Genomic DNA, 16090 nt, shown 5'->3' on the forward strand with positions numbered 1-16090 from the left:
GGGCTCCTCAGGCGTGAAGGGTGGCGATCTCCGCCGCGGGCCTGCGCGGCGAGAAAGCCACCTTGGTGTCGGGCGCCACCGGCTCGCCGAAGGCGATCATCATGATCAGCCGCTCGCCCGCCGGGATGCCGCCGGCGCGGCGGATCGCGGCCTCGGTCTTGTGGTCGATCGCCAGGTTCAGCGGGCAGGCGCCCCAGCCCATGGAGCGGCAGGCGAACATCAGGCACATGGCGAACAGCGCGCCGTCGACGTAGGCCTGGTTGCGTTGCCCGGGCCCGCCCCAGGCGCAGATCTCCGAGCTCACCACGAACAGGTTGCCGACCGTTTCCGCAAAGCCGCGCGAGCCGCCCTGCAGCGCCAGCAGTTGCTGGATGAGGGCGGGGTCCTGGTAGGCATGGACCCGCGAGGACTGGCGGTTGCATTGCGAGGGCGCGAGCTGCGCGAGCGCGATCGCCTCCAGGATGCGGTCGGGGTGCAGCGGCGTGGACCGCATCGTGCGGATGCTCGAGCGGCTGGCCATCAGCTGCTGCAGGTTGTTCAGCGGCTGGCCCAGGAAGGAGTAGTCCCGAGTGCCGCCCTTCCAGGGCCTGGGCAGCTTGGCTTCCCAGGCTTTCAGGTAGCCCGAGATCTCGTCGAGCAAGGGGTCGCTCAGGCCCGCCTTGGCGTGGAAGTTCACGTAGGCGTCCAGCGCGCCCAGCGACATGTGGGCGGGAATCGGTGAGTGCCGGATGTCGTAGCGCGACAGTGCGTTCATGACGAAACGGATCTTGTCCTTGCCGAACAGGGGTTTCGGGTTCGGCAGGGACAGGCCCTTCTCGATCGTGTGGGCCTCGATGAGGATCTTGTAGAACGCGCGCCGGGACGGGTCCACGAAGGGCGAGTACGAGTTGAAGCGCAGGAACAGCACGGCGTCGCGAAAGGCCTCGCTGAAGATGCCGGCCACCTTGAGCAGCTTGTCAAACATGGTGGCGCTCCCTCACCACGCGGTCCTTGAGCTTGCGGCACGGGTGGCCGGCGCAGACGGACCAGGCCGGCACCTCCTTGGTCACGACCGAGCGCGCGCCGATGACGGCGCCTTCCCGGATCACCACGTTCGGGTGCACGAAACTCTCGGCCGCGATCCACACGTGGTCTTCGATCGTGATGGGGCCGGTGATCAGGGGCCGGGACAGGGAGCGGATGTCGTGCGAGCCGGCGCACAGGAAGGTGCGCTGGCTGACCGCGACCTTGGAGCCGAGGGTGATGCGGTCCATGCTGTAGCAGTCCACGCCGTCGCCGAGGGCCGAGAACTCACCCATGCTCAGGTTCCACGGCGCCCAGACGCGGCACGAGGGCGCGATGCGGCAACCGGTGCCGACCTGGGCCCCGAACGAGCGCAGCAGGAAGCGCCGCCAGCCGTGCAGGGCCCAGCGCGGCGTGGGCCGGAACCCGAGCAGCCACACCAGCTCCCAGGCCCAGCGCCGCAGCTTGTCCGTGGAGCTGAACCGGTTGCGGTACCTCAGCGCGCCGAAGTCGCTCATGGGGTTCATGGCGCCACCGCCTTCAGTTGCCCGTTCAGAAATTCGTTGCCGGCCTGCCGCAGGTCCGCCAGCCGCTGGTCCACGGCGGCCCAGTCGATCGCCGTGGCCATCAGGGCCTCGGTCTGCTGCGCCGAGAACGACGCCGCGAAACGGTTTTCCAGACCGACGGCCCGCAGCAGGTGGATGGCGCGGGCATTGGCGGCGGCCTTGTCGCCGGTCAGCCCGGCCACGATGAAGGGCTTCTTGAACAGCAGCGAGAACACGGTGCCGTGGAACGAGTTGGTCACGACGAAACGCGCGTTCTTGACCAGGGCCACCCACTCGGCCGGATCGGGATAGACCGTCTGGCCGATCTCGACCCAGCGCCGGTGCGGGTTGTGCGGCGAGAGGATGGGGCAGCTCAGTTGGCTGGCCACGAGCTCGGCGGTCTGGCGGATGTTGTCGGGCGAGCGCAGCCCGTAGCAGAAGAGGTAGGGCTCGGTGCCGGGGCTGGCGGTGGGCGCCGGGTCGGTCAGTTCCGCGTAGCTGTTGAGCAGCAGGGTCGGGTCGGGCACGTTGGCGGGGCGCTGCCCGGTGGTGCGCTCGACCAGCGTGGCGCCGGAGGCCTCGCGCACCGAGATCGCGTCGAAGTGGTGCAGCAGCTCGGGCAGCTGCGCGGCCTCGTCCGGGGACACGCGATCGCGGCCGAAGCTGGCGGCGTACGAGATCTTGCGGGCCCGGAACGACTGCGCGAAGGCCAGGAAGTAGTTCGGGTCGAAACCGAAATGCTGGGACGGGCTCCAGATCTGGTCGCTGCCCGCCACGATCAGGTCGTAGGCCTGCGCCGCGGCGAGCGAGGCGCCGTTGTCCGTGGGCGCGGCATCGGTGGAGATGCCCAGGAAATCTTCCCGGAAGCGCACGAACTTCTCCCGCTGGCCCCGGTGGCCGAAGTGCTGGTGGAGGAACGAGGACACCGCCAGGTAGACCACCTTCAGGTCGGCCTTGAGCTTGGCCGGCGAGGTGGGCACGCAGAGCCGCCCGCCGCGCTCGATGTGCGCGGGCCGGTAGTCGATGAAGCTGGCGCGGTGGCCCCGCTCCGTCAACCAGCGGCGCAGCGCATAGGCCTGCAGCGCGGCACCGTAGTTGTCGCTGAAATGGAAGGTGAGAATGCCGATGTTCATTGGGACACCTCCGGTTTCCAGGACAGGCTGGCCGGCTCGGCGGCCAGCAGGCGCAGGACGCTCTTCTGAAAGCGCGCGGCCACCGCGGCACCGCCCAGGCGGGTGGACTCGGCGGCCGCCAGCGCGGCGCGGTTCCAGTGGAAGTCCTGGCAGATGCTTTGCAGGCGCTCGCGCAGCGAGCGGGCGTTGCCGGCCTCGAACACATAGCCGTTGCGCCCGTTCTCGATCACGTCGCTGGCCCCGCAGCGGTTGCTGCAGATCACCGGTGTGCCGACCATCAGGGCCTCGTTGACCACCGCGCCCCAGCCGTCGAAGCGGCTGGGCAGCACCAGCACGTCGGCGGCGGCCATGGCCGCGACGGTCTCGGCGTTGGGCAGGGCCGGCGAGAAATCCACCCGCTCGGCGATGCCGAGTTCATGGGCGAGCTGCTGGAGGTTCGCGGCCTCCTGGCCCTGCCCGATGATGCGCAGGTGGGCCGAGGGCACGGCGAGCTGGCTGAACGCCTGCAGCAGCACATCGATCCGCTTGCGCGGAATCAGCTGGCCCGCGTAGAGGATCTCCTTGTGCCCGCGCCGCACCGGCGCGTGCCGCACCGGCGTGCGGTCCACCACGTGCACGAAGGGCACGATGCGCTCGCGGGGGTAGCCGCAGGCGGAGAAGAAGCGCGCGCCGCCGTAGCGGCCCGAGTGGCCGATGCAGAACACGCCGCTGAGGTGGCGGCGGTAGCGCAGCGCGTCCCAGGTGTAGGCCAGCCAGCGAGGCAGCAGGCGCGCGCCCGGCTCGTAGCGGTTCTCCGTCATCAGGAAGCGGTGCACCGGCGCGCCCAGGCTGGCCTGGAAGGCGGCCAGCGGCAGCGCGAAACCGCGCAGGCCGAAGAACACCTGCACCGAGCCGGGCAACGAAGCGAGCTCGGCGGTCTGGGCCGGCGTGGGCGCCCGGTGCACCTGGACCTGGCCGGTGTCGGGCACCGGGTAGCCGCGGTCGCGGTAGTAGGCGGGCAGGTCCTGCGTCACGCACCAGTGCACGGTGTTGCCGGGCAGCTCGGCCAGGGCACGGATGTACGCGGCCTGGTGGAACATGAGGTAGGAATGCCAGAAGACGTAGGTCATGGTGAGAATCCCGCGGGGTGGCGCAGGACGGGGCCTGGCGATGGAGGAAGCGCCGCGGCGCGAAGCCGGGGCGGGCCGAGGTTGAGTTGCAGGAGCAGCAACAGGATCAGCAGCGAGAAGGGGTTGCCGACCGCGATCAGGTAGCGGTTGAAGACCGACTGCACCAGCGCGAACAACAGCATCGAGCCGCTGAGGAAGAGGGCCGGGTTCATCGCGCCGGTGTCGAAGCCGCGGCGCAGGGCGCGCCATGCGGTGAACAGGAAGGTCAGGGCGATCAGCCCGCCCAGCACCACGCCGTGTTCGAGCGCGAGGTTGATGTAGGAGCTCTCCACCGGAAAGCCGATCACCTCGGGGCCGGCGGCGCGCACGCCCCGGCCGGTGAAGAACAGCACCGGGTCGGAGAACACGAGCTCGATGCCGTCGCGCCACAGGTCCTCGCGGCCCGTCGCGCCCGAGGCCGTGCCGCGCGTGGGCGAGTCCAGGTCCAGGATGGTGCTCAGGTAGCCGGCGATGGCGCCCGCCTTGGCCAGGCCGAGGGCCAGCGCGCCGATGGCCGCGAGGCCCAGGGCGGTGCGCGCGCGGCGGGAGCCGCGCCAGGCGATGAGCAGCACGGCGACGGCGCCCGTGACCCCCAGGGCCAGCAGGCTGGCCCGCGCGGACGCGGCCAGCACCATGCTCAGGCACAGCCCGGACATCGCCAGCGCGAACAGCTTCTGGTGGGCGCGGGTGCTGCCGAGGAAGTGCTGGAAGAACAGCAGGCTGCCCCCGCCGTACACCAGGCCGGCGAGGTTGGGGTGCATGCCCAGCGGCGTGAAGCGCACCAGCCCCACGCTGCGCTCGACCGTGCCCACCACCGAGGTCAGGTAGTCGGCCGGCTGGACCACCAGCACGGAGGCGATCAGGGCGATGTAGACGCGCCGGAACACCTGGTCGACGCTGGGCCCCCAGGGCTGGCGCGCCAGCACCGCGGCCGAGACCAGCACCATCAGGAACATGGCACCGTAAGCGACCGACATCGTGTTCTCGCGCGCGAAGGCCACCAGCATGGCGAACAGGAAAGCGCCGCCCACGATGTACTCGGCGGTGCTGAGCTCGATGCGGCGCGTGTCCCCCGCCAGCAGGGCCAGGAAACCGGCGCCGATGAACAGCGCGACCGAGCCCATCTGCACGGCCTGGAACGCCGGGCCTTCCACGTACCAGCCGCCCAGGTAGACGGCCAGGCCGAGCAGCCACAGCGAGAGCAGGCGCAGCAGCGGGTTCATGGCGCGGGCGCCCGCTTGAAGGCGCAGTGCAGGGCCGACATGGCGGGCAGCCATTCGGGCGAGGCCGTGATGTGCCGCAGTTCGTCGACGGTGCGGGTCAGGCGCTGCGGCTGGTGCGTGGAGATGAGCAGCCGGCTCTCGAAGCGGGCCAGCGCATAGGCCAGGGCGAGCGATCCGGTGGCGCTGGCGGGGTCGGTGCCCTCGGGCAGCAGGCTGGCCAGCCGGGCCTTGAGCTGGGGGTCGCGCGCCATCGCGGGCCCGATGGCCGGCGCCACGAAGCGCAGGGCGCCGTGCAGCACGTCGTCCGCGGCCACCGGTGTCCACTCGGCGCCCGGGGCCGGGCTGCGGTATTGCGACACGGCGCCGAAGCGCACGAGCTGGTTCATCGGTTCGCCGGTGGAGCTGCCGTAGGCACCGAGCTGGCCCTGGGCGACGTAGCGGTCGAGCAGCTCCCGCAAGGGGGCCAGCGTGTGGTGCGGCTGCGCCTCGTGCAGCAGCAGGCAGTCCACGCGCTCGCGCTGCAGCTGCCGCAGGCTGGCCTCGAAGGACTGGGCGATGAACCCGGTGTCGAAGTTGCCGGCGGGGGCGCGCCGGGCCATGCCCTTGAGCACAGCCTGGCGCAGGCCGGGCACCCAGCGGGCCAGCGGCTTGACCACGGCCCGGGCCTTCTGCATCAGGCCGGGCGAGGCGGGGCGGGCCAGCCCGGCCTTGGTCACCACGGTCACGTCCTCCTGCCGGCCCTTGAGGGCCTCGCCCAGCACGGATTCGGACGCGCCGAGCCCATAGGGCGGCGCGGTGTCGAAGTGGCGGATGCCCTGGTCCAGCGCGGCGTGGATCAGGCGCAGCGAGGTCGCCTTGTCGGCGCCGCCGTTGAGGCGGCCGCAGCCGAAGCCCAGCCGCTGGGTCATCAGGTCGTTGGCGGTGAGGTTCATACAGGGACCTCCGGGCGCAGCTGCTCGGCCAGCCGGGCCGTGAGCGCCATGGCGGTGAAGGTGGGGTTGGCGTAGCTGGAGGTGCGGAACACCGCGGCCCCGGCGACGTAGAGGTTGTCCGTGCCGAACACGCGCAGCCCGTTGTCGACCACGCCATCGAGCGCGTGGTGGCCCATGCGGGCGCCGCCGCACTGGTGGTAGGTGTCGGTGGCCTGCTCCAGCGCGCGCGTGTCTTCGTTGGCGAGCAGCGAGTCGATCTCCACCCGGGCCAGTCCCGCAGCCTGCAGGCTGTCGCCGATGCGGCGCATGAAGCCGGCCATGGCGCGCAGCTCGGGCTGGCCGCCGATGCGCCAGTCCAGCTTGGCCAGCGGCATGCCGAAGCGGTCCTTGCGCTGCGGGTCGAGGGTGATGCGGCTGTCGTGGCGCGGCAGCTGCTCGGCGTGCATGACGAGCCAGACGCCGCGGTCGGCCGGGTTGTGGATGCGGTGGTGCCGCAGGTACTGCACGACCATGGGAAGCCACGCGCTGCCCATGCCGCGCAGGTGGCGCAACAGCTCGCCCAGGCCCTGGCGCGGCAGCGCGCCGCGCCGCAGCGACCTGGCCATCACCTTCAGGTGCTGCAGGTGCTCGGCGATGCTGGACTCGAACGCGAAATAGCCGGTGACCTGCAGCGCCGGGTCGGCGGCGAGGGTGCCCGCGCCGGCGCTGGCGCTGGCCAGCCGCAGCTTGGGCTGGTACTTGTGGCCGCCGAGCACGATGTTCTGGAAGGTGCGCAGGAAGCGCGGCTTGTCCAGCGGGTGCACGCGCCCGCCGCGCATTTCCAGGTGGTCCTGGAAGCCGGCGCCCACCCAGGGGTTGCCGACCCAGGGAGCCTGGGGCTGCTCGGCAGCGCTGGCCAGCAGCAGGCGGGCGATCTCGATGGTGCCGTTGGCCAGCACCACGCGCTGGCCGGCGATGGCGGTGAGGCTGCCGTCGGGCCGCGCCACGCGGACCGTGCTGACGCGCTCGCCGTCGGGCGACAGGTCCAGGCCCGTGGCGTGGGCGTGCAGCAGCACCGTGAGCTTGGGCGCGTTCTGCAGGCGCTCGCGGAAGTGGCGCGCCATGGCGGGCTCCTTGAGCCAGCGCGTGAGGAACAGCGTGAACCCGGGAATGTCGGGGTAGCCGCCGCCGAAGAGCTTGCGCGCCTGGGGCGTGTGCTCGTCGAGCGCGTCGGCCAGCCGCAGTTCCTTGGCCACGGCCTCGTACCAGGGCAGCAGCTCCTCGTAGGTGATGGGCCAGGGCGCGTCCGACACGCCGGCGCGGGCCTCGAAATCCGAGGGCACGAAGCCGGTGAGCTGGCCGCCCCAGAGGTTCGAAGTGCCGCCCAGCGCGCGCCCGCGCGCCACGGCGATGCCGCTGTGGGCCCGGCCGACGACGGTGGCGTCGTTGAGCGCCTGGGCCGGCGTTTCGAAACCGCCGCCGCCGCTCTCCAGCACCGTCACGCGCTGGCCCTGGCGCTCGAGCAGCACGGCCAGCAACAGGGCCACCGTGCCGCCGCCGACGATGACGACGTCCTGCGCGGTCTCCGGTGGCGGGGCGTGGTTCAGGTCGATGATCATGCGGCGACCCCTGTGGCCGGCGGGGCCTGAAGCCGGTGCTGGCGGTGCAGGCGGCGCACGGCGCGCGTGGCGGTGAGCCAGACCAGGGCCTCGCCCAGCACCATGGCGGCCACCACGCCCGTCATGCCGGCGCTGCGCCAGACCAGCCAGGCCACCACCAGCGAGACCACGGCGGCCATCAGGCTCTGCGCGGCCAGGCCGGCATGGCGGTTGATGGACATGAGCACGACGCGCGGGACCTGGGTGGCCGAGCACACGGCGGCATAGAGCAGGAACAGCGCCATGCTGGTGGCGGTGAAGGGAATCTGGCCGTGCGTCCAGACCTCGAGCAGCCAGGGCGACACCAGGTACACCAGCAGCGCGCCCGCGGCGGCGATGAGCAGGCCCAGGTGCTTGGCCCGGCGGTAGAGCTTCCAGAAGGCGTGGTCGTCCTGCTGGCCTTTGAGGGCGGTGAGCTCCGGCCAGAGCGGGTTGCTCAGCGCGTTGGTGACCTGCACCACGACCCGGGCGACGGTGCGGTAGGTGTTGAACACGGCGGTGGCGGCGGGGCCCAGCGTGGCCGCCACCAGCAGGGTGAAGCCTTGCAGGCTGAGCGCGTTGGTCATCGAGATCGAGAAGAACAGCGCACCCGGCGCGGCGGTCTGTCGCACGTCGGCCCAGCTGGCGCGCGCCACGCCCCAGCGCAGGAAATCGGTGCGCCGCTGGCTCAGGCCGATGCTCAGCGCGGTGTAGCCCAGCCGGGCCAGCAGGGCCGAGCTGGCCACGCCGATGAAGGTCTGCGTGAGCACCAGACCGGCCAGGCCACCGGCCCATTCGACCAGGCGCCCGGTGGTGACGAGGTAGGTGCCCGCCGCGTAGCCGCCGGTGGCCTTGTAGACCACCTCGGCCAGGCTGCAGAACAGGCTGAGCACCACACTGAGGGACAGCAGCATGAGCACGGCCTTCCACTGCGGCGCCTGCAAGGTGGTGTCGGGCAACAGCAGCAGCGCGGCGCCCACCGCGAGCAGGGCCAGCAGCGAAACGCTCAGCAGAAAGGCCACGGCGCTCTGGAACACCCCGGCCGCGCGCGCCTTCTGGCCCTGCGTGATGAGCGCGATCATCCGGTTGCACGAGGCGGTGGAGATGCCGGCGTCGGCCATCGACAGGTAGAAGGGCAGTGCCGTCAGGGCCAGCCAGTAGCCGTAGGTGGCCATGTCCCAGTGGTGGAGGAAGACCGGCAAGGCCACCAGTTGCGTGCCGATGCTCACCGCCTGCGCATAACCGTAGGCGCCCGCGCCCGAGGCCATGCGGCGGGCGATGGACACGCGGCGGGTGGGGGCGGTGCGAAAGGGGGCGGACATGGCGATCGGCACCGGGTGCTCAGTGTTCGCTGGAGACGGCCACGGCGTAGCCGTGGTGCTTGAGCAGGGCGTGGCGCTGGGCGTCGGCCAGGTCGGAGACCACCATCTCCGTCACCATGTCCTGCAGCGCGATCCGGGGCACCCAGCCCAGCGTGTTCTTGGCCTTGGCCGGGTCGCCCAGCAGGGTTTCCACTTCGGTCGGGCGGAAGTAGCGCGGGTCCACCTTCACGATCACCTGGCCCGGCCGCAGCGCCGGCGCCTTGTCGCCTTCGACGGCCTGCACGATGGCCTGTTCGTTCACGCCCTGGCCCTCGAAGCGCAGGGTGATGCCCAGCTCGCGCGCGCTCATCTCGATGAACTGGCGCACGCTGTACTGCACGCCGGTGGCGATGACGAAGTCTTCGGGTTGCGCCTGCTGCAGCATCATCCATTGCATGCGCACGTAGTCCTTGGCATGGCCCCAGTCGCGCAGCGAATCCAGGTTGCCCATGTAGAGGCAGGGCTCCAGCCCCTGGGCGATGTTGGCCAGGCCGCGCGTGATCTTGCGGGTGACGAAGGTCTCGCCGCGGCGCGGGGATTCGTGGTTGAACAGGATGCCGTTGCAGGCGTACATGCCGTAGGCCTCGCGGTAGTTCACCACGATCCAGTACGCGTAGAGCTTGGCCACGGCGTAGGGGCTGCGTGGGTAGAAGGGCGTGCTTTCCTTCTGCGGGGTTTCCTGCACCAGGCCGTAGAGCTCGGAGGTGCTGGCCTGGTAGAAGCGGGTCTTCTTCTCCAGGCCGAGGATGCGGATCGCTTCGAGCAGGCGCAGCGTGCCCAGGCCGTCCACGTCGGAGGTGTATTCGGGGCTCTCGAAGCTCACCGCCACATGGCTTTGCGCGCCGAGGTTGTAGATCTCGTCGGGCTGGGTCTCCTGCACGATGCGGATCAGGTTGCTGGTGTCGCTCAGGTCGCCGTAGTGCAGGTGGAAGCGCGCGTCGTCGATGTGCGGGTCCTGGTAGATGTGGTCCACGCGCTGGGTGTTGAACTGGCTGCTGCGGCGTTTGATGCCGTGCACGATGTAGCCCTTTTCGAGCAGCAGCTCGGCGAGGTAGGAGCCGTCCTGCCCGGTGACGCCGGTGATGAGCGCGACCTTGGGCTGGGTGTGGGGGATGGGCGGGTTCTGGGTCATGGTGTTGGGCTCGCGAAGGTCAGTGGGCGGCGGCGTGCTGCAGGAAGTCCTGGTACGTGAGGGCCAGGCCGGCGGGGAGATCGACCTTGGCCTGCCAGCCCAGGCTGTGCAGGCGGCTGCTGTCCATCAGCTTGCGGGGCGTGCCGTCGGGCTTGCTGGCATCGAAGCGGATGCCGCCCTCGAAGCCGGTGATGCGGGCCACGCTGTGCGCGAGCTCGGCGATGGTCAGGTCCGACCCGGAGCCCACGTTGATGTGGCTGAGCATGGGCTGGGTGTGCTGCTCGTAGTCGGCCTTGGCCAGGTTCATCACGTGCACGCAGGCGGCGGCCATGTCGTCGACGTAGAGGAACTCGCGCATCGGCTTGCCGCTGCCCCAGATGGCGACCTCGGGCGTGCCCGCCATCCGGGCCTGGTGGAAGCGGCGGATCAGCGCGGGGATGACGTGGCTGTTCTCGGGGTGGTAGTTGTCGCCCGGGCCATAGAGGTTGGTGGGCATGACGCTGCGGTAGTCCACGCCGTGGCTGGCGCCGAACTGGCGGTTGTAGCTTTCGCAGAGCTTGATGCCGGCGATCTTGGCCACGGCGTAGGGCTCGTTGGTGGCTTCCAGCGGCGCGGTGAGCAGGGCGTGCTCGCTCATGGGCTGCGGCGCGAGCTTGGGGTAGATGCAGCTCGAGCCGAGGAACAGCAGCTTGCGCACGCCGTTGCAGAAGGCGGCCTCGATCACGTTGGCCGCGATCATGAGGTTCTGGTAGATGAAGTCGGCGGGGAACACGCTGTTGGCGTGGATGCCACCGACCTTGGCCGCGGCGAGGTAGACCTGTTGCGGTTTGGTGCGCGCGAAGAAGGCGCGCACGGCGGCCTGGTCGGTCAGGTTGAGTTCGGCGTGTGTGCGCGTGACGATGTGGCTGGCGGGATGGCCGGCCGCGCGCAGCTGCCGCACGATGGCCGATCCGACCATGCCGCGGTGACCGGCGACGTAAATGGTGTCAGGGGTGTTCATCAGCAGGCTCCTTCTTGTCTGAGGACCACGCGCACGGTGCGCAGCATGATCACGAGGTCGTACCAGAGCGACCAGTTGCGCACGTACCAGAGGTCCATGTTGATGCGGTGCTGGAACGTGCTGGTGCTGCGGCCGCTGATCTGCCACAGGCCGGTGATGCCGGGGCGGGCCTTGCCGTAGGCGGCGATGCTCTTGCCGTACTCGTCCAGTTCGCGCGCCAGCAGCGGGCGCGGGCCGACCAGGCTCATGTCGCCGCGCAGCACGTTGATGAGCTGGGGCAGCTCGTCGATGCTGGTGCGGCGGATCAGGCGGCCGATCTTGGTGATGCGCGGGTCGTTGGCGAGCTTGAAGTTGCTGGCCAGGTACTGCACGTAGAGTTTTTGATTCTCGGTTTTCCAGCGCTCCAGGGCGCCGTCGGCGTCCATCACCATGCTGCGGAACTTGATGAAGTCGAACAGCTGGCCGTCCACGCCCACGCGCTTCTGCACAAAGAAGGCGGGGCCCGCGTCGTCGCGCTTGATGCGCCAGGCGACCCAGGCAAAGAGCGGCGCGAGCAGCACCAGCAGGGCGGCGGCGCCCACGATGTCGAGCGCGCGCTTGAGCACCTGCGGACCGCGCCGGTTGAGGTTGTTGCGCGCGCGCAGCAGCAGCACGTCGTGGCTGAAGAAGTGCGAGACCTCCATGCCGTAGATGGGCAGGCCGCCGAGCGCGGGCACCATGACGAGGTCGTCGCGCGTGAGCATGAGTTCCTCGGCGAGTTCGCGCAGCCAGTTGTTGTCCCGGATGCCGAGCACGCCCACCAGCTGGTGGGGCCCGGGCCGGGCGAGGAACTCGCGCACGCCCGGGGTCAGCGCGGTGGGGGCGGCCGTCTGCCCACCGCCGAGCTGGACCAGCCGCGCGCCGGGGTCGGGACAGACCACGGCCACCGGCTTGTAGCCCAGCAGCGGCTCGCTGGCCAGGGCGGCGGCGGCCTTTTCCACATCGTCGGGGTGGCCGATGAGCACATAGGGCTGCGCGAGCAGGCCGGCGCGCAGCAACCCGTGGCGCACGGCCAGGCGCGACAGCGGCAGCAGGACGAGCACCAGGCCCCAGGTGGCGCCGGTCCACAGGCGCGAGAGCGGCCACTTGGCGAGGTAGATGACCATGGCATCGAGCAAGGCCGCGAGCACGATCACCTGGATCAGCTGACGGGTCTCGTCCCACCAGGGTTTGCGGCGGTGCGCCGAGTAGTGGCCCTGCACGGTCCACATCCAGCTCACCATGGTCAGCGCGACCGCGGCGAACAGCGTGAGGCGCAGGTGGCCATTGGCGGCCCACCACACGTTCATGGCCTGCGAGAGGCTGATCTCGTCGCGCAGCCACGCGGGCAGGCGGCCCGCCACGAAGCACAACGCGAGCACGCACAGATCGGTGAGCACCAGCCAGGCCTTGACCTTCTGCTGGCGCCGCGCGAGATCGGCCCAGGGGAGCAGGCTGCGGGCGAGGTCGTGTTCGTTGTAGAGCGGGACGACGACGCCCGGGCCGGCTTCGGTGGGCGCGGGCGAGGGTGACGGCCTCTCCCGGGGATGGGTGCGCGCGCGGGCCATGTCAGTCAGCGCCCGCTGAAGATGGAACGGGCCGATGGCGGGGCCCCATGCCGGTGCATGGAATGCACTCGGAAAGCGCGCGCGGCGCACAGGAATAACGGGTGGCTGAAGCACGGCATAGGTGCACTCCCTGGGTTCGTTGACGGTTCGCAGGCATGCAGCGCTGCGTTCGCCTTTTCTTTTTAGGCCACGAAAAAGCGCGAGATGTAACGAGCTTTGAGTTAAGCCACGAGGCTTGTGTAGGACTGAACCTTGCTTCGATGCGAGGTCAGGTGCCGTGCGAGGGGTGTGCGCCTTAATTGATGGAACTTATGTTCTTGAGCGGACTCACAATGCGCCAGGAGGTGAAGCGATGCGAGTGGCCGAAGCGATCGAGCTGGATGCGAAAACCGAGCGTGCCTTGCGCACGCTGGCCCAGGGACGGCGGGTCGAGGCCCGCGTGAAGCAGCGCGCCAGCGTCATCCTGCTGGCGGCGCAAGGGTGGCAGAACAAGGACATTGCGGACGAGGTCAAGCTCGATCGGCGGCAGGTGGCCTTGTGGCGGCGGCGCTTCATCGAGGGCGGCCTCGAGGTCCTGCTGCAGGACGCGCCACGTTCGGGGCGCACACCGAGCGTGACGTCGGCGCTCGAGTCGCATATCGTGAGCACGACGCTGCACGAACAACCGGCCGAAGCCGCGCAGTGGAGCACGCGCACGCTGGCCTCGTACCTGGGCCTGGGCGCCACCACCATCCGCCGGGTGTGGCAGCGCAACGGCATCAAACCGCACGCGGCGGAGTGATCAAGTCATAAGTGCAGACCAAAATGGCGCAGTGCAGCAATTGGCCTGCTGAATGGCCGTTTGCGCGCGGATGAGGGGTTTACATCCCGAAACCCGTTTTCGTGGACCAGCGGCCACGACGAACGGTTAAATGGCCGAGATGTCGGTCTGCACCGGCCAGTGAAGCGCGTTGACTCGGCTGTCGCCGGTGCCGAAGCGGTGCTGCAGCAGCACGGTGTATTGCCCCGGGCGAGTGCCGCAGAGCCGGTAGCCGTCGGCCACCGGGCTGAGCTGGACGCCGCTTTGTGGGGCGGTTTGCAGCTCCCAGGTGCCGAGTTGGGGCGCGGCGCGCCGCAGCGAGACGCAGAAGCCCCGTTTCATGTTGGACATCACCACCAGGCGCTGTTCGGCGCTGGCCTCGCCGCCGGCGGTGTCGAGCAGCTGGGGGTGGCTGTTTTCCAGCACCCGCATGATGGGCGGGATGATGATGCGGAAGTCCAGCGAGGCGCCGGCCTGGCCCTGGTGCGCCAGCACGCTCTCGCCGATGCTGGTCGCGGGGACCAGCATCAGGGCACTGGCGGCCAGTGCGGAGAGGAGGCGGTGGGAGGGCATGACCCACTATCGGCCCCCATTCCGGGAACTTGAATCCCAAGATAAGAAGGGGATATCCCCCGCTTATTCGCTGCGCTGCACCGGAATGCTGACGGAGGCGCTTTCCCGCAGGCGCACGTCGACCTTGGCCTGGCCCTGGTCCACCACGTTCCAGGGCAGTGGCAGCGTCTCGCCGCGCACGCTCACGGTGCGCGGGCCGCCGGCCACGAAGGGGAATTCGAAACGGCCCTGGCTGTCGGTGCGCACGGCGTAGCGGTTGTCCAGGTAGACGGTGACGTTGGGCACGCCCTGTTCGCTGGCTTCCTGCGTGCCGCTGCGGTTGGCGTCGAAGTACACCGTACCGACGATGCGGCCGCCGCCGTCGCTGGCCCGGCCGCCCAGCGGCACGCTGCGGCTGCCGGCTTCGAGCTCGTAGCGCAGCACGGCGTAGAAGGAGCGGTCCGACTCGGGGATCACGATGGCCAGCGGCGGCGCCAGCGGGTCCAGCGAGGGATTGAAGCGGCTGCGGCCGGTGGAGCGGTTGTAGTTGGCCTCCACGCTCCAGCGCGGGTCGATGCGCCAGTGGCCGCCCAGGTTGAGACTGTGGCGCGACTGCCCGGTGTTGCTGTGTTCGGTGTTGAGGTTGCCGCGCAGGCTGGCCTTGTTCGTGATCGGCGCGGACACGCTGAGCGCGGCGCTCCAGACCGATTCCCGGGGGCGGCCCTGGTAGGCGTCGTATCGGCCGGTGCCCAGGCTGGTGGAGACGGCCCAGCTCTGCGGCACCAGCCATTCCTGGTCCCAGGTCAGCCAGCGCGAGTGGGCCTCGTTGTCGCTGTGCACGAACTCCAGGCGCAGGCCGCTGTTGCCCCAGCCGTTCTGGAAGCGCCAGTCGCCGTAGCTGCTCCAGGCGTCGCCGTCGAAGCGGCGCACCGTGGTGCCGGCGCCCACGGTGTGGTCGCGGTTGAGGCGCCAGCGCGCCGAGCCGGTGGCGAAGAAACCGCTGCCGCTGCGCCCGCTGATCGAATCCAGCCAGTCCACCGAGCCCTCGGCCGACCACTGGCGCGTGCGCCAGCTGGTGCGCGCGTAGGCGCCCACGAGGTCGTTGGCCAGCGGCAGATTGGCCCAGCTCAGGTCCTGCTCGAGCCGGTAGGCGCCCAGGCCGTGCCGGCGCGGGCCGTCGTCCCATTCGCCGTCGACCCAGAAGCCGGTGCGCGCGCCGTTCAGGTTGTTGGCCTGGGTGCGCAGCACCTGGCCCTGGATGCGGTGCTCGGCACCTTCGTGCCGCAGCGCCAGCAAGGTGGAGTTGGCGTCGACGATGTCGCTGGTCTGCAGCGGCACGTCCAGGTTGGAGACCTTGCGCGCGTCCTCGTGCTGCAGGGCGAGCGTCCAGCCTTGGTGGGACAGGGGGTTCGCACCGTCCGCGTTGAGGCGCCACTGGCCGCCGAACGAGGTGCGCTGGCCCGGCAGCTTGCGAAAGCCGTTGGCCGGGAGGAAGTCCAGCCGGCCGGGCTCCCCGGTGCTGGCCTGCAGCTGCAGACCGGCACCGGGGTTCTCCCACTCGGTGCTGATGCCCTGCACGATGGCCGAAGGCAGGTAGATGCGCGCGGGCAGGCGCAGGATGCCGGGCGTGGGCGGGTTGATCACGCCCAGCTCGTTGCTCATCAGCCAGCCGCCGGAGAGCGGCATCGCGCGCTGGCGCAGCGTGAGCGTGCCGCTGCTGTCGCTGGGCGCGTAGGTGCCGTCGATGGAGAGGGAGCCGTGGTTGGGCGTCTCCAGCAGGCCGTAGATGCCATAGCCGATGCGGGTCTTGCGCGCCGCGTCGAAGGGCTGGGTGCCCAGGCGGGTCTCCAGGCGCAGAAAACGCGGCCAGCCCTGGCGGTCGTAGGCATAGGCCTCGGCGTCCTCCGCCGGTTCGGGCGGCAGGCCCTCGATCACCCGGTCTTGGTAGGCGGGTGCGCTGGTGGGGGAGGGGGGAGGTGGGGCCGCGCTCTGCGCCCAGGCCGCCAGCCAGGGGGTTGATGCACCCAGGAGCGCCAGCAGGCAATGGGACGGGCGCGGCAC

The 16090-nt window shown here is 70.2% G+C and carries 14 protein-coding genes; 1 reads left to right on the forward strand and 13 read right to left on the reverse strand.

Annotated elements, in window-relative coordinates; translation table 11 throughout:
* Positions 1 to 7: 7 nt before the first annotated feature.
* From ABSY19_RS15470 to wbaP, 11 genes are read right to left on the reverse strand one after another with little or no spacing between them, the layout of a single operon-like run.
* Entirely contained in the window at positions 8 to 964 is a 957-nt protein-coding gene (locus tag ABSY19_RS15470; RefSeq protein ID WP_382153015.1) for a nitroreductase family protein, read from the reverse strand.
* Entirely contained in the window at positions 957 to 1529 is a 573-nt protein-coding gene (locus tag ABSY19_RS15475) for a putative colanic acid biosynthesis acetyltransferase (protein WP_382153018.1), read from the reverse strand. The genes ABSY19_RS15470 and ABSY19_RS15475 overlap by 8 nt, the downstream gene beginning before the upstream one ends.
* Positions 1526 to 2680 (reverse strand): polysaccharide pyruvyl transferase family protein, encoded by a 1155-nt coding sequence (locus ABSY19_RS15480; protein WP_382153020.1) that lies wholly within the window; start codon positions 2678 to 2680, stop codon positions 1526 to 1528. Before ABSY19_RS15480 ends, ABSY19_RS15475 begins: the two co-directional genes overlap by 4 nt.
* A complete protein-coding gene (locus ABSY19_RS15485) occupies positions 2677 to 3789 on the reverse strand; it encodes a glycosyltransferase (protein ID WP_382153023.1) in 1113 nt (370 codons plus the stop codon). Before ABSY19_RS15485 ends, ABSY19_RS15480 begins: the two co-directional genes overlap by 4 nt.
* Positions 3786 to 5051, reverse strand: coding sequence for an O-antigen ligase family protein (locus ABSY19_RS15490; protein ID WP_382153026.1), 1266 nt, complete (start codon positions 5049 to 5051; stop codon positions 3786 to 3788). The genes ABSY19_RS15485 and ABSY19_RS15490 overlap by 4 nt, the downstream gene beginning before the upstream one ends.
* Positions 5048 to 5983, reverse strand: coding sequence for an aldo/keto reductase (locus ABSY19_RS15495; RefSeq protein ID WP_382153030.1), 936 nt, complete (start codon positions 5981 to 5983; stop codon positions 5048 to 5050). The genes ABSY19_RS15490 and ABSY19_RS15495 overlap by 4 nt, the downstream gene beginning before the upstream one ends.
* Positions 5980 to 7581: a GMC oxidoreductase gene (locus tag ABSY19_RS15500; protein WP_382153033.1), complete on the reverse strand. Its 1602-nt coding sequence runs from the start codon at positions 7579 to 7581 to the stop codon at positions 5980 to 5982. Before ABSY19_RS15500 ends, ABSY19_RS15495 begins: the two co-directional genes overlap by 4 nt.
* Entirely contained in the window at positions 7578 to 8921 is a 1344-nt protein-coding gene (locus ABSY19_RS15505; RefSeq protein ID WP_382153036.1) for a lipopolysaccharide biosynthesis protein, read from the reverse strand. Before ABSY19_RS15505 ends, ABSY19_RS15500 begins: the two co-directional genes overlap by 4 nt.
* Before the next feature lie 19 nt (positions 8922 to 8940).
* Entirely contained in the window at positions 8941 to 10092 is a 1152-nt protein-coding gene (gmd, locus tag ABSY19_RS15510; protein WP_382153038.1) for a GDP-mannose 4,6-dehydratase, read from the reverse strand.
* Positions 10093 to 10111: 19 nt separating this feature from the next.
* A complete protein-coding gene (locus ABSY19_RS15515) occupies positions 10112 to 11092 on the reverse strand; it encodes a GDP-L-fucose synthase family protein (protein WP_382153039.1) in 981 nt (326 codons plus the stop codon).
* Complete coding sequence (wbaP, locus tag ABSY19_RS15520) at positions 11092 to 12678, reverse strand: undecaprenyl-phosphate galactose phosphotransferase WbaP (protein ID WP_382153042.1); 1587 nt, start codon at positions 12676 to 12678, stop codon at positions 11092 to 11094. Before wbaP ends, ABSY19_RS15515 begins: the two co-directional genes overlap by 1 nt.
* Positions 12679 to 13030: 352 nt before the next feature.
* On the opposite strand from wbaP, the gene ABSY19_RS15525 reads away from it, so the two are divergent.
* On the forward strand, positions 13031 to 13459 hold the full coding sequence (locus tag ABSY19_RS15525; protein ID WP_382153045.1) for a helix-turn-helix domain-containing protein: 429 nt from the start codon (positions 13031 to 13033) through the stop codon (positions 13457 to 13459).
* 126 nt (positions 13460 to 13585) lie between these two features.
* Here the strand turns inward: ABSY19_RS15525 and ABSY19_RS15530 are convergent, their stop codons facing one another.
* Complete coding sequence (locus tag ABSY19_RS15530) at positions 13586 to 14050, reverse strand: hypothetical protein (RefSeq protein ID WP_382153048.1); 465 nt, start codon at positions 14048 to 14050, stop codon at positions 13586 to 13588.
* 63 nt (positions 14051 to 14113) lie between these two features.
* Entirely contained in the window at positions 14114 to 16090 is a 1977-nt protein-coding gene (locus ABSY19_RS15535) for a hypothetical protein (protein ID WP_382153051.1), read from the reverse strand.

Source organism: Hydrogenophaga sp. ANAO-22 (genome assembly GCF_042466645.1).
Taxonomy (GTDB): domain Bacteria; phylum Pseudomonadota; class Gammaproteobacteria; order Burkholderiales; family Burkholderiaceae_C; genus Hydrogenophaga.